This window comes from Sphingobacterium sp. BIGb0165 (assembly GCF_024810095.1).
Lineage (GTDB): Bacteria > Bacteroidota > Bacteroidia > Sphingobacteriales > Sphingobacteriaceae > Sphingobacterium > Sphingobacterium detergens.
Map to the genome: position 1 here is coordinate 330,813 of NZ_JANUEB010000007.1, position 13,436 is coordinate 344,248.

The window sequence follows — 13,436 nt, forward strand, 5'->3', positions numbered from 1 at the left end:
CAAAATTAACTTATTATTTCGACATCCAAATGAAACATACGATATAAATAGCATAAGCAACAAAAACAGCGAATACCTAAACCATAATCGATAAAAGCTAGTTTATAAAAACACTATCCAAAAAGTGAAAACGCCCCAAAGAATTAAAGATTTGAAAAGTGATTATAGGAGAAGCTACGAATAGAGAAAAAGGGGGACGCTCAAAAAGATCGCCCCCTTCGCGTTTAGTTATGGTTGATTAGATATCTTTTGAACGCTTCGAAGTTTACCGCCAAAGGTTCCGCTAATTTTTCTTTTCCCTGCAACGCTTCTGCACCGTCTGGTAATACAATTTTTGCGAACACATCAGCATCTATCGCATCTGGGAATTTACAAGGATGTGCAGTCGATAAGAATACCGAGGCATAAGTACCTGGATGATCATTCGCATAAGCCTGTGCACCTAACCAAGCAATAGCAGTGTGAGGACAGGCAATATAATTTGCATCTTGAACAAGCCTGTCCATCCCAACTTTTGTTTCCTCGTCTGTAAAGGTATAAGAAGAGAGCATAGCTTTTAATTCCGTCAGATTACCTGCAAAAAGATCCTGAATCCGCACCCAATTGCTTGGGTCTCCAACATCCATTGCATTACTCAATGTCTGAACAGAAGGTTTAGGCGCATATTGTCCCGAAGAAAGGAATCGTGGTACTGTATCGTTGACATTTGTCGCTGCCACAAAATGTTTGACAGGAAGCCCCATTTTATAAGCTAATAAACCTGCCCCAATATTCCCAAAATTACCACTCGGCACAGTAAATACGACTTCATTGATCCCTTGAGATCTTAGTTGCGCATAGGCATAAAAGTAATAAAAGGTCTGTGGGATCAATCGGGCAATATTAATTGAATTGGCCGATGTCAACCGCAAAGTCTGATTGAGTTCTTCATCATTAAAAGCCTGCTTCACAAGTGCCTGACAGTCGTCAAACGTGCCATCTACCTCTAATGCGCGTATATTTTGCCCATTTGTAGTCAACTGAAGTTCCTGCACCTCGGAGACTTTGCCTTTGGGGTATAATATTGTAACGCGGGTTCCCTCTACTCCTAGGAAGCCTAAGGCTACAGCTCCTCCTGTATCTCCAGAAGTTGCGACAAGTACATCCAGTAACTTATCATCGGCTTTAGAAAAATACGCCATAATACGGCTCATAAACCTCGCTCCAAAATCCTTGAAGGCATAAGAAGGCCCGTGAAATAGCTCCAAAACAGCTGTACTGTTGTTCAGGAATTTTACGGGTGCCTCAAAATTAATCGCTTCATCAACAATTTTCTTTAGATCCGGTTTAGGAATATCATTGCCCAAAAGAGTTGAAGCAACCTCCAAAGCAATTTCCTGCAGGGAATACTGTTGTATATTTTTGATAAACAATGGATCCAATTGCGGAATTTGCTCGGGCATATATAACCCTTTGTCCGCTGGCAGCGAATTAAACACTGCGTCTTTAAAAGAAACAGCTAATGTCTTATTATTTGTACTGTAAAATTTCATCTTTTAATACTTATTTGATGTACATCTATTCTGATTAATCAAAAAGAGCACATTGTACGATTTTTATGCAATCTGTAAGATACTTTGCACCTTGCTTAGTTTTTACTTGCATGGTACAGTAAACCTCTAATTTAACACCCTCGGTCCTTCGATATTTACCTTTGATACATAACCGAAGCTCTCGATTTCATTTTCTCTGAGATGCGCCTGAATTCTGTCCGCAATATTTTTTGCGATTTGCTCATCCCGTGTAATCGCGACAACGGAAGGGCCTGAACCGGATATCCCGAAACTCAAGGCACCATGCTGTAGAGCGATTTCCTTCATTTCATAAAACTGTGGAATCAGAATCGCGCGTGTGGGTTCAATCAGAATATCCTTCATACTGCGTGCAATCAGGTCATAATCTTCCATAAATAAAGCTGCAACCAACCCGGCAATATTGCCCCATTGTGTTACTGCATCTTTTAATAGGACTTTATCTTTAATTAATTGTCGAGCATCACGTGTAGGGACATCTACTTGCGGAAATACCACGGCTGCGACTAACTCCTTTGGTGAAGGAATTGAAATAACATCTAAAGGTTCGTTTCCTCTAATCAACGTGATACCACCATAAAGCGCTGGTGCAACATTATCAGCATGTCCGGTGCCACAGGCCAACCGTTCCCCCTCGACACAAAATGGCAAAAGCTCTTCTTTTGTCAATGGATTACCAAGCATAACATTGATCGCAAAGAGGCCAGCCACGGTACTCGCAGCACTGGACCCCAAGCCTGATCCGATTGGCATATGCTTGTGCAACTCAATTTCAACACCTACTTTCGAAGCAATATTTAGTGCCTGCAACAGGTACTGAACACAAGCCGAAACAGTATTTTTGCTCGGGTCGAGCGGGAGTCTACCGTCATCTCCTGTAATTTGCTTTATACTCACGCCGGGTTGTTGCTTGCGTCGCATGATCACCTCATCTCCAGGCTGCTCTACAGCAAAGCCCAGGATATCAAAACCACAGATCATATTCGCGACTGTTGCGGGAGCAAATACCCGAACTTCGGGTAACATCTTGTCTAAATCGATTACTTTACCTTTTAGATATTCTACATTTAAATTATTGGCCATTACTTCAGTCGTTATTTCCTCTAAAATAGTTTTATGCACCTACGTTAACTAAATCTGCAAAGACACCCGCAGCAGTCACTTCTGCTCCAGCCCCCGGCCCTTTGACAACCAAAGGACGTTCTTTATACCGTTCTGTCGTAAATGAAATAATATTATCACTACCCGACAACGCATAAAAAGGATGATTTTCATCTACAAATTGGATCGCAATGGAAACCTTTCCATTCTCCAGTTTTCCGATATATCGGATTACTTTGTTCTCGTGGGCAGCGCGTGCTTTCATATCTTCAAAATAGGCATTCTCCTTTTGTAATTCTGCATAAAAGGAATCTACTGTCTCAGCTTTCAGGCAGGCTGCTGGAAGAATTGGTCCAAGGTCTACGTCTTCTGCTTCGACAGGATAACCTGCGTCCCTCGCTAAAATCAACATTTTACGCATAAAGTCTATTCCCCCCAGATCATCCCTTGGATCCGGTTCGGTATAGCCTAATTCTTGTGCTTGCTTTACAACATTGAAAAAAGTAGCATCATCTTTGAAATTGTTAAAGATGTAAGATATAGTACCTGAAAGAATAGCCTCGATCTTTAAGATACGGTCACCACTGAGCATCAAGTCTTTAAGAACCCTTACGATAGGCAATCCGGCCCCAACATTGGTTTCATAGAAGAAATCCACTCCATGTTTATGTGCAGTATCGCGAAGCGTCTTATATTGTGCATATTTTCCAGAATTCGCAATTTTGTTACAGGTTACGATGGAGATATTGGATTTAAAGATATCTTCATAATATGTTGCGGGCAATTTACTAGCAGTATTATCAATGAAAACACAGTTCGGCAAGTTCAGGGCTTTCATTTTCTCGATAAACAAAGCAAGATCTGCCTCGAAACCATTTTTCTCGAGTTCAGCTGACCAATTATTTAGTTCCACACCTTCGGTATTGAACAACATTTTACGGCTATTGGAAATTCCAACAACTTTGATCTCAATATCATTTTTATCGAGTAGAAAATCGTGCTGATCCTCTAATTGTTTAAATAGCGTCGCACCGATATTACCTGTACCGATATTAAACACATGCAATGTTTTTTTCAGTTCCGCAAAAAAAGCATCATGAACAGCGTTGAGCGCTTTGGCCAAATCTTCTTTACCGATGATGACCGAAATATTGTATTCGGATGAGCCTTGTGCTATTGCCCGGACATTGATACCGTTCCTTCCAAGTGCAGAAAATAACCTACCGGACATTCCCGGAGTCCGTTTCATATTTTCACCGACAATGGCCAATACAGAAAGATTTTCCTCGATAGCGGGGATGACCAATTTATTTGCCTGAATTTCCAATTCGAATTCCATTTCGATCAACTGGATCGCGCGCTTTGCATCCGATGGGTTGACCGCAAAGGTGATACTGTGTTCGGAAGAGGATTGTGTAATCAATACAACATTGATTTGCTCTCTAGCCAGCAGTGTAAAAAGGCGTCCGCTAAACCCTGACTTGCCGATCATTCCTGATCCACTTAGATTGATCACAGAAATATCCGAAATAGAAGAAATCCCTTTGATCGGTAGTACCGTTTTTCCGCTGTCAAATTGGATCACTGTACCTGAGAAATCAGGTTCAAAAGTATTGCGAATAACAATTGGGATTTTTTTCAAAAATGCCGGGATCATGGTGGGCGGGTAGATGACCTTAGCACCAAAATAAGATAGTTCCATTGCCTCAGTATAGGAAAGTACGGGGAGTGAGAAGGCTTTTTTTACGATCCGGGGATCAGCGGTCAGCATTCCGTTAACGTCAGTCCATATTTCGATCGCCGTAGCATCCAATATCGACCCAAAGATAGCGGCTGTATAGTCCGATCCGCCACGTCCTAAGGTGGTAATGCGACCATTCTCGTTGCTCCCAATAAAGCCGGTCACAAACAGCAGCTTGTCACCATGAGTGATATACATCGATTTCACAAGCTGCTCGGTCAATGCCTCATTTAAATGGGCATTCCCGAAATTCGAATCAGTCTTTACATAGTGTGAGGCATCTATAAATAAAGCCTCTGGTATGTACTGTTCCATGACTTTAGAAACCATATAATTGGAGCAGCGCTCGCCATAGCTGAGAATCAAGTCTTTACTTTGATTGCTCAATTCTCTCAGTGCAAAAATCCCTTGGAGAAGATCCTCGATCTCATTGAAAAATAACTTAAGTTTCGTGAAGACAGGATTTTGGAACTTCACTGCGAGAAGTTCTTTCACAACTGCAAAATGTTTATCTTCCAAAGATTTAAGTCCATCCGAAAAGGACTTCCCTTCAGCTGCGTCTTCTGCCAATTGGGTTAGTAAATTTGTTACACCCGACATCGCGGATAATACCACAAGGGGCTTTTCCTTAGCATCATAGGATTTCTTGACAATACTTAAGACTGCTTTGAGACTTTCTACTGTTCCGACTGAAGTTCCTCCAAATTTTAAAACTTTCATACTGATCTATACTGTTTGTTTAGTTTGATTTATGCGACAAAAAAAAGCGCTTTCCCTTTTGAGGAAAGCGCTTCGAAATATTGTGTCTACAATTATATACAATGAAACTACTTCCTCCTGAGTTTTATCCCGGTGGTAATAATAATCGTTGTAATAATTGTGTTTGTGTTCATTGTTTTTGCTTATGTATTGTAAATATAGAACAAATATTATCACATTCCTAAAGAAAATTAATATTTTTTTTCAGTTTCACAAAAACAAGCCTTAAAGAATAGTATTCTAGCATAACACCACTATTCTTGGGAGTCTGAAACCACCACCTGCTTGTAGTAAAAGTTCGACAGACCGATTAAATTTCAATATCTCCAAAAACCGTTAAGAAAGATGTTAAAATTGTTAAAATTTCGTTAAATAGCTTTAAAAAAATTTGACCTTAAACTGATATTGTATTATATTCGCAACAGTGCTGTCCAAAATAGATGACAGTATTGAATTTTAAAAGTTAAATGTTGTACAAAAAAGCGATTTAATGAAAACAAAGAAATTTATAGCGTCAATGCTATTTATCGGCTTATGTCTAGTGTCGCAGGCACAAACCAACAGAAACTCCAAACCTGAATCAGATCCTGATAACCTTGCCAAAGAATACTTCTCACAAATTATGGGTGTTGCAGTCTCAGCAACAACAAACACCAAACTTTATCAATTTGTTTACGAATGGCTAGGTACTCCATACCGTTTGGGCGGAGATTCAAAACGAGGCATTGATTGTTCTAAATTTTCTTACGAATTATATGACAAAGTATTTAACACGTCATTGGGTTACAATAGTCGTAACCAGTATTCGCAAGTAAAGACTGTAGAGAAGAATGAGTTGAAAGCAGGGGATTTGGTATTCTTTAAAATCAGAAGTAGAAGCATTACGCATGTGGGTGTTTATATTGGTGACAATAAATTTGCTCATGCTTCTTCCAGCAAGGGTGTTATGATCAGCAATTTGGACGAACCATACTGGAGACGCTATTATTATAACGGTGGACGTTTACCAGAAGACAATAAATCGCTTACTGCCGAAATATTGAAAGCAGAAAAAGATAATAAACTGAACTAGAGGTTCAGTTATCGACATAAAAAAGTCCAAAGCTTTAAACGGCTTTGGACTTTTTTTATACAATTTAATATCCTATTTTTACCCTATAATCATTGAAATACTATTATGTCTTCAAAGAAAACGCTCATCTTAAATAAAGAACAAATAAAACAGAAGTCTATCCGTATTGCCTATCAGATTTTAGAAGACAATTTTGAAGACGAAACACTTGTTTTGGTTGGGATTGCCGATCGGGGTTATGTATTTGCGCAACGCCTGCAGGCGATATTAAAGGATATCTCAGACAAGGAAATTCTTTTGATTAAAGTTACCATGAAGAAAACAAGCCGGTCTTTGAGTGCTGGTACAGACTTACCTGTTGATATTGCAAAAGACAAAACAATCATCTTGGTTGATGATGTATTAAATAGTGGTAGAGCACTGGCCTATGGTTTGGGTGTGTTTCTCAATGTTCCATTAAGGAAGATGAGAACAGCGGTCTTGATCGATCGGAGCCATCACAAGTTCCCAATCTTTAGTGACTACTATGGCACCAAATTGTCTACCATCCTAAAAGAACATGTCACTGTTACCCTAGAGGAATTTGATAACGAAGAAGATGCAGCATGGTTAGTATAACCATGTTGCTATTTCTTTGACACTTTCAATTTCATTCCCGGTTTAATCCGGCTTCCATTTAGATCATTATCGCTTTTTAACCGGCTAACAGATACACCGTTTTTGTCAGCAATTTGGGATAAGGTATCACCCTTTTTAACCACATAATATGCTGTACGGCTAGCAGCTCGTTGTTGACTCTTCTTAACCGATTTTTCAGCGTTATGCGCTAATTTAGCATTAACAAAATTATCTTCCTTCTTGATCAATAAATTTTGCCCCGGTACGATTTTATTTCCGCGTAGGTTGTTCCAGGACTTTATATCCTGAACAGTAACCTCAAATTTTTCAGCTACTGAAGCAAATGTTTCTCCGACTTTCACCTTATATTTTCCATCTTTTAAAAGTTCCGTAGGTTCGTTAGTGCCCGAACTAGCCATCACTGAAGTGGGTATAGGTGTATTGAGGGCAGCATATAGCTCCTCTGTAGCTATTTTCTTATCCAATACAGGCAAAACTAATCTTAATGGTGCTTCTTCGGTACCGTTTAAAATATTCTTCTTAAAGCTAGGATTTAGTGCGCGGAGGGTTTCTTTGGATACATCTAAAGCTGCTGCTATCTGATTTAACGAGATCCTTTTGTTGATGTCTAATGCTTGGGTTCTCAGAGAGAGCTCTGTATCAGCTGCATTTATATCGTTTTCCTCGGCATACTTCATCGCATAAGTCATAGCAATGAATTTGGGAATATAGTTTTGTGTTTGTTGTGTCAGATAGGGAGCGATATCCCAAAAAGTAGGTTTGTCTTTACCCGAACGTTGAATCGCTCGTCCAACAGCCCCTTTTCCACCATTGTATGATGCGATTGCCAAAAGCCAGTCACCATATTCGTCATAAGCTTCTTTCAAGATTTTCGCGATCGCGTAACTGGAAGCGATGGGATCCATACGCTGGTCAGTATAACTATCTACGGTCAGGTTATAAGTCTTTGCCTCATAATACATCAACTGCCATAATCCAGTAGCGCCAGCACTTGAAATATCTCGTGGATTCAAAGACGATTCAACCACACTCAGATATTTCAGTTCTCTAGGCACACCAACCTCATCCATGATGCGATCAAACATTGGAAAGTAATACTGTCCAAGTCCCATCATTCTACACATATAAGGATTGTAATTATTGGAGGTGTATTTGGAGATCAGGTTTTTCACCTGTGGAGAGTAATTTAAGGGTACTTCTCGTTCGATTGCTTTGAGTTTGCGAACGAGCTGTATTTCTTCTTCGGTAATGGTAGAATCATCCTGTCGACTATTTCCCGAAGATTTGACACTATCTAGGTATTGATAAATCTCCTGCTTTTCTCTGTCAATCCTTCCTTGAATAACCTGATGCGTGGCTTCTCTCATGCCTTCTACAGCGCTTTCCTGAGCCATGATAGGCAGTACATAGCACAGCCCTCCTAGTATTGAAATTAACGTCTGTTTTCCAATCATAAATTTACTGTTAAATCCAGGTCTGATTTTTCTTCTTAAAAAATCAACAATAATCTAAACGCTTAGAAATGGATTTTAGTATAAAAATGGTTCTGGCCTATTCAGCTATAGGTCCAGGATAAAACAAAATACGATTTTGTTCCTCACAAAATCGTATTTATGCTATATGGGATAAAATTACCCTTATTTGTTATCTTCTACTTCAGATTTCTTTTCAGCCGAAGAATCTTCTTTTTGACCTTCTTTGAACTCTTTCACCCCCTTACCCAATCCGCGCATCAACTCAGGAATCTTCTTACCTCCGAATAATAGTAACAATGCTATTACAATGAGGATAATCTCATTCGCTCCCAAACCCATGATTAAAAATGATGTTGACATATCTATAATTTCTTGTTTTTCAATTCTTTTAAACTAAATCTATTCTCCCTCTTTACAAATGTAGTGATAATTATTAAATATAGTAATTATTTCTTATCTCGCCAACCATGACATCGGATTCAATGGTGTTGATCCCTGATAAACAGAGAAGTCGACCATTGGTACACCTGTATCTGAATCCACATCTGCCGTACCGATTGTTTGACCTGTACTTACCTTCTGTCCCTTAGAAACACTTACACTACCTAAGTTATTATATACTGTAAAGTACTCACCGTGTTTAATCATCACAATACGTTGTCCATACATTGTCAGCACGCTACTAACCTCGCCTGCAAAAACCGCTTTAACTGGAGCCCCGCTGGACGTTTGTATTTTCACCGACTCATGATCCCAGTTCACATTTCTACCTACGCTTTCACCACCGAAACCTTGCATAACTTTCGCATTCGAAACCGGCCAAGGCAAGCTACCACGATTAGATCTAAAATCATTTGAAAGCTTGATCGCTTCTGGTGTGCTACGTAAGACCTCAGAATCTGATTTCCGCGCTGTATTACTACTTTTTGTACTCGTATTGTTTTTACCTTTCGAAGCATTTGCAGATTCATTTGCTTTCCGATTACGTTCTGCGGCTGCTTCGGCAGCACGACGGGCTGCTTCTGCACGTCTTCTTTCAGCTTCAATCTCCCTTCTAATGATTTCTTTGATAGCAGCATTGATACGACGTTCTTCTTTTTGTTTTTGCGTGATATCTTTCTTCACACCACGTTCTGTAACAATGAGGTCACTCAATTGCCCAGAGTAAACAGAGCGTTGCTGAGAGATCGTTCTCTTTTCCGTTTCCTGCTCTTTCATCAATGCAACCTGCTTATTTCGGTCGGCTTGCAATTGCGCAATTTTTTGTTCGATCTGTTTCTTCGTATTCTCGATATCCGCAGCCTTTAATTTTCTTGAATCATTAAATTGCTGTAAATATTTTACGCGTCTAAATCCTTGATTAAAATCCTTCGAAGCAAAAATAAACATCAGTTTATTGTAGGCATTACGATTACGAAAAGCAAACATGACCATCTTTTCATAATCACGTTTCATTTTTTCCAGTTCGGCCTTCAATTTATTTACTGCTGCCGTATTCGCATTAATATGTTTATTGATGACTGCTACCTCAGAAGTGATTGTGTTTATCTTTTGTTCACGTAAGTTGATCTGCTTACTCAAGGCCGTTACCTGTTGCTGTGTCAACGATTTTTCCTTGGCTATTTCTTTCACAGTATTCTGCAATTCAGCAATTTCGCGAGTAAGTTTCTCCCGCTGTTTTTCCAGCTCAGCTCTCGTCTGAGCAGCAGAAATACCAATCATCAAAATGAATGCTACTATACCAAATATCGTCTTTTTAAAGTTCATTTACAGTACTATTTATTTAGTGTTTGCTCCTTTCCTAACCCCATTTTTTTCATTTACAATAGCAAACTAAATGCGAAAGTAATAAATCTAATGGAAATAGATAACTTCTTATCGGATTACTTTATATCGCGATGACACTGAAAAAGGCATTTCAACAGGTTCATTAAATGTCACTTTGTTAAAATTAATCTCTGTTTTTATCTCCTGACGTCCATCTGAAATAATCATTTTTAGCAGCATCGGAAATTCCTGACCGGATGCCATTGCATATTCCCCATAATTTGCTTCCAACAGTTGTTTTTTTGACAACTGTGACAGCCTGAACTGGTAGGGGCGATTATTGTTGTTCAATTTATATAAGAAATCAAGTTCATTCAGTTTTCCGTCCAACTGCACAGAATTTGGATCTTGTTTAAAATTCACCGCATCGATATCTGCCAGAAGATTAACGGATATATTCGCCAAAAGCAAATCCTGTAGGTTAGAAAAAGTAAGATCAGGGCTTGCGAAACGATAGAGATAGTCAAATGGTTTGACCATATACTCATTCTGAAACTTATTCAGAATCTGTACGCTATCCGGCGTAATTAAAACCCGGGCGACTTCAATTCCAAGGGTTGCTGAAATCGAAATCCAGATCCTTTTATCTTTTTCGATCCGGATATTGGAGGTAACATCAAACTTATCCTTACCCAGGTCGAGACGCATTTTTGCCTTTCCCGAAAACGTCGAATAGCTTAAATTGGTCAAAAAAAGATTACGCAGTGTCGTTTTCTTTGCTTCACGTGTATTGTCTTTAATAACCAGTTCATTCTCTGATTTGAGATCTGCTCCTTTCAACAGTTTCTTTTTAGAGCTACAAGAAGAAAGCAGAGTCACCAGAATACCTACCCAAACAATTTTATTCCACATAGCTTTTTGTCTCAATCTTCCTTTTTACTTTCTGTTTACTTTCATCAGAATCCAGACCTTTTTCAAGTGCTAGATTCCATTGTTTGAGCGCTTCACTGGTCTTACCCAATTTGACCAAAATATCACCATAATGCTCAAGTAAGACTGCTGTTGGTGGATTTGTATTTTTCATCGCTTTTTGAATCCAAACCAGCGCATCTTCATATTTACCGTCGGCAAATAAAACCCAAGCATAGGTATCTTCAAATGTTCCGTTGTTGGGCTGCAATTTAGTAGCCATTGCTGCATATTTCGTCGCTTCATCTAGCCGCTCTTTTCTTAACGATAAATAGTACGCTAAATTGTTCATGGCAGTCACATTTGTGCTGTCCAATCGAATCGCCTCCATATAGGCAGCATCCGATTCTTTATACATCTTTAATGTATTGTAGATATCACCCAGTCCTCCATAGATATTCGCCTGTAAAAAAGGAGTTTCGTCCTGCGCATTATTCAATGCTGCCTCCATAAACTTACGGCTATTCTCTGTATCCTTTTTCATTAGGTAGGCCATACTTGTGAAATAGAGTATGGTAGAATTATTGGCCACATAATGTAGGGCTTCTCCCCCATGGGCTATAGCTTGATCAAATTCTCCTTTATCCATATCTAGACTCATCAACATCCGCCACGCATCGATCTGATAAGGATTCATACTTACAGCCACTGCCAGCGAGCTTTGTGCAGCTGTTTTATCTTCGTTCAGCCACAACACCTGCCCTTTGGCCATATGGCTCTCTGCAATGCGTGGGTGCACCTCTACTAAAATATTGGCTAATTCCAAAAGCTGCGCATTAGAATAGGGACTCTTAGGTCCCATCAAGGTCATGATAATTCTATTTTTGTCTCCGAAATCAATCTTTTTGGATTGAAATCCTTTTTTTAATGCATCAAATGATAATTTGTTTTTCTTATCTAACCGGTACAGGTCAGCCAAATCAAAATAAAGGAAGTCCTCCTGCGAAGTTTGAATACCCTTATTGATATATTCCAATGCAAGTTTTGAGTTTTTAGAAAGATTATAAGCCTGAGCCAATTGTCCGTATACCTGAGCTAATTTAGTACCTTTATCAGCCCAAGGTTTTAGGAGACCGATTACAGCATTGTAGTCTCCAGCGTCATTCAACAGCACACTACCCACCATATCAAGCGTATCGGAAGGGGTTTCGATTTCTTTTGTTTTAAGAAAATATTCGAGCGCCACGTCTTTATATCCCCCGTTAAAAAGGAGCATGATACGTTCACGTTTCAATGAAGCTGTGTTATTTTCATCTATGTTGATCAATTTATCCAGATAGATCAGTGCGCTATCCGCATCATTTTTACTTTTAAAGGCATCGACTGCGAAGCTTAGATACTCAGGTTTCTGTTGAATTTCTAGGGCTGCCTTTATGGCATCTATTGCGGCATCCTGATTTCGCATTTGGGCAAAAAGGATAGCCTTTGTGAAATAGATTTCATCTGCTTTTGGATAATCTGCTAATATAGCATCTAAAGAATCTACACCAGGACCGATTTTCCCTTGCTTTAATATTTCCTGTACATTTTTGAGCCGCGCATCGTAGGGTTTGCTCTTCTTCTCCACCGACTGAGCCTGCACTAAGCTGACTGTACCAAAAAGAAATCCAACAAAACCCAAAATAACTCGTTTATCTAAAAAATTCAATCTCATCTACTTCCACTAAATAATTAAAAATTCTTCCTGCAATATACTAACTAATGTAACAATATTCCCTCGAGGAAGTTGTAAAAATATTGAGATTGGCCCATCCAGTTAGAAACTTAGCTCGTTTTCAACAAAATAAGTGAAATAGATTTTAAAATATAGAATAATAGATGTACCTTTGCAGACCCTTGTGATAAGGGGAAGATAAATAAAAATTTACAAATTATTTAAACAAAAGCAAGTGAATACGTTAAGTTACAAAACTGTCTCTGCCAACAAGAACACCGTTAACAAAGAGTGGATCGTTGTTGACGCTGAAGGAGAGATTTTGGGGCGTTTGGCGAGCAACATCGCGAAAGTAATTCGTGGTAAGCACAAGCCTACATTCACCCCACACGTAGACTGTGGAGATAACGTTATTGTTATCAATGCAGACAAAATTAGATTGACAGGAAACAAATTAGGCGACAAAGTTTACGTACGCTACACTGGTTACCCAGGTGGTCAACGTTTCGTTTCTCCTAAAGAGTTAATGGCAAAATTCCCTGAGCGCATCATTGAGAAAGCTGTTCGTGGTATGCTTCCTAAAAACCGTTTAGGTCGTCAATTGTTTAAGAACCTTTACGTTTATGCTGGTACTGAGCACAAACATGAAGCACAAAGTCCAAAACCAGTTAAATTTTAAGGAACATCG

At 39.2% G+C, this 13,436-nt stretch carries 11 protein-coding genes; 3 read left to right on the forward strand and 8 right to left on the reverse strand.

The window, feature by feature from the left end:
- Positions 1–224: 224 nt before the first annotated feature.
- The 3 genes from thrC to thrA form a co-directional block, all read right to left on the reverse strand.
- A complete protein-coding gene (gene thrC, locus M2408_RS17975) occupies positions 225–1,532 on the reverse strand; it encodes a threonine synthase (protein ID WP_259184323.1) in 1,308 nt (435 codons plus the stop codon).
- A gap of 126 nt (positions 1,533–1,658) precedes the next feature.
- Positions 1,659–2,597 carry a homoserine kinase gene (locus M2408_RS17980; RefSeq protein ID WP_259184736.1) on the reverse strand — a complete coding sequence of 313 codons (939 nt, stop codon included), beginning with the start codon at positions 2,595–2,597 and terminating at the stop codon, positions 1,659–1,661.
- An 88-nt stretch (positions 2,598–2,685) separates the two neighbouring features.
- Complete coding sequence (thrA, locus tag M2408_RS17985; RefSeq protein ID WP_259184333.1) at positions 2,686–5,133, reverse strand: bifunctional aspartate kinase/homoserine dehydrogenase I; 2,448 nt, start codon at positions 5,131–5,133, stop codon at positions 2,686–2,688.
- A gap of 529 nt (positions 5,134–5,662) precedes the next feature.
- On the opposite strand from thrA, the gene M2408_RS17990 reads away from it, so the two are divergent.
- The gene (locus M2408_RS17990) at positions 5,663–6,244 is read left to right on the forward strand and encodes a C40 family peptidase (RefSeq protein WP_120262252.1); all 582 of its coding nucleotides are present in this window, start codon (positions 5,663–5,665) and stop codon (positions 6,242–6,244) included.
- Between the two features lie 105 nt (positions 6,245–6,349).
- Positions 6,350–6,862 carry a phosphoribosyltransferase family protein gene (locus M2408_RS17995; RefSeq protein ID WP_120262251.1) on the forward strand — a complete coding sequence of 171 codons (513 nt, stop codon included), beginning with the start codon at positions 6,350–6,352 and terminating at the stop codon, positions 6,860–6,862.
- 8 nt (positions 6,863–6,870) lie between these two features.
- Here the strand turns inward: M2408_RS17995 and M2408_RS18000 are convergent, their stop codons facing one another.
- The 5 genes from M2408_RS18000 to M2408_RS18020 form a co-directional block, all read right to left on the reverse strand.
- Positions 6,871–8,337, reverse strand: a complete 1,467-nt coding sequence (locus M2408_RS18000; protein WP_120262250.1) for a LysM peptidoglycan-binding domain-containing protein — start codon at positions 8,335–8,337, stop codon at positions 6,871–6,873.
- A 183-nt stretch (positions 8,338–8,520) separates the two neighbouring features.
- Positions 8,521–8,718, reverse strand: coding sequence for a twin-arginine translocase TatA/TatE family subunit (gene tatA / locus M2408_RS18005; RefSeq protein ID WP_208642640.1), 198 nt, complete (start codon positions 8,716–8,718; stop codon positions 8,521–8,523).
- Positions 8,719–8,811: 93 nt separating this feature from the next.
- A complete protein-coding gene (locus tag M2408_RS18010) occupies positions 8,812–10,125 on the reverse strand; it encodes a murein hydrolase activator EnvC (RefSeq protein WP_259184359.1) in 1,314 nt (437 codons plus the stop codon).
- A gap of 108 nt (positions 10,126–10,233) precedes the next feature.
- Positions 10,234–11,037, reverse strand: a complete 804-nt coding sequence (locus M2408_RS18015; protein ID WP_259184360.1) for a DUF4292 domain-containing protein — start codon at positions 11,035–11,037, stop codon at positions 10,234–10,236.
- A complete protein-coding gene (locus M2408_RS18020; RefSeq protein ID WP_259184362.1) occupies positions 11,027–12,748 on the reverse strand; it encodes a hypothetical protein in 1,722 nt (573 codons plus the stop codon). Before M2408_RS18020 ends, M2408_RS18015 begins: the two co-directional genes overlap by 11 nt.
- Positions 12,749–12,983: 235 nt before the next feature.
- Here M2408_RS18020 and rplM point away from each other — a divergent pair, with 235 nt between their 5' ends.
- On the forward strand, positions 12,984–13,427 hold the full coding sequence (gene rplM / locus M2408_RS18025; RefSeq protein ID WP_120262245.1) for a 50S ribosomal protein L13: 444 nt from the start codon (positions 12,984–12,986) through the stop codon (positions 13,425–13,427).
- The last annotated feature ends 9 nt before the right edge of the window (positions 13,428–13,436 follow it).

What these genes read in the sequence shown, in the direction of transcription:
- thrC (WP_259184323.1), bottom strand. Translation starts at nt 1,532, where the DNA reads ATGAAATTTTACAGTACAAATAATAAGACATTAGCTGTTTCTTTTAAA.
- M2408_RS17980 (WP_259184736.1), bottom strand. Translation starts at nt 2,597, where the DNA reads ATGTTACCCGAAGTTCGGGTATTTGCTCCCGCAACAGTCGCGAATATG.
- thrA (WP_259184333.1), bottom strand. Translation starts at nt 5,133, where the DNA reads ATGAAAGTTTTAAAATTTGGAGGAACTTCAGTCGGAACAGTAGAAAGT.
- M2408_RS17990 (WP_120262252.1), top strand. Translation starts at nt 5,663, where the DNA reads ATGAAAACAAAGAAATTTATAGCGTCAATGCTATTTATCGGCTTATGT.
- M2408_RS17995 (WP_120262251.1), top strand. Translation starts at nt 6,350, where the DNA reads ATGTCTTCAAAGAAAACGCTCATCTTAAATAAAGAACAAATAAAACAG.
- M2408_RS18000 (WP_120262250.1), bottom strand. Translation starts at nt 8,337, where the DNA reads ATGATTGGAAAACAGACGTTAATTTCAATACTAGGAGGGCTGTGCTAT.
- tatA (WP_208642640.1), bottom strand. Translation starts at nt 8,718, where the DNA reads ATGTCAACATCATTTTTAATCATGGGTTTGGGAGCGAATGAGATTATC.
- M2408_RS18010 (WP_259184359.1), bottom strand. Translation starts at nt 10,125, where the DNA reads ATGAACTTTAAAAAGACGATATTTGGTATAGTAGCATTCATTTTGATG.
- M2408_RS18015 (WP_259184360.1), bottom strand. Translation starts at nt 11,037, where the DNA reads ATGTGGAATAAAATTGTTTGGGTAGGTATTCTGGTGACTCTGCTTTCT.
- M2408_RS18020 (WP_259184362.1), bottom strand. Translation starts at nt 12,748, where the DNA reads ATGAGATTGAATTTTTTAGATAAACGAGTTATTTTGGGTTTTGTTGGA.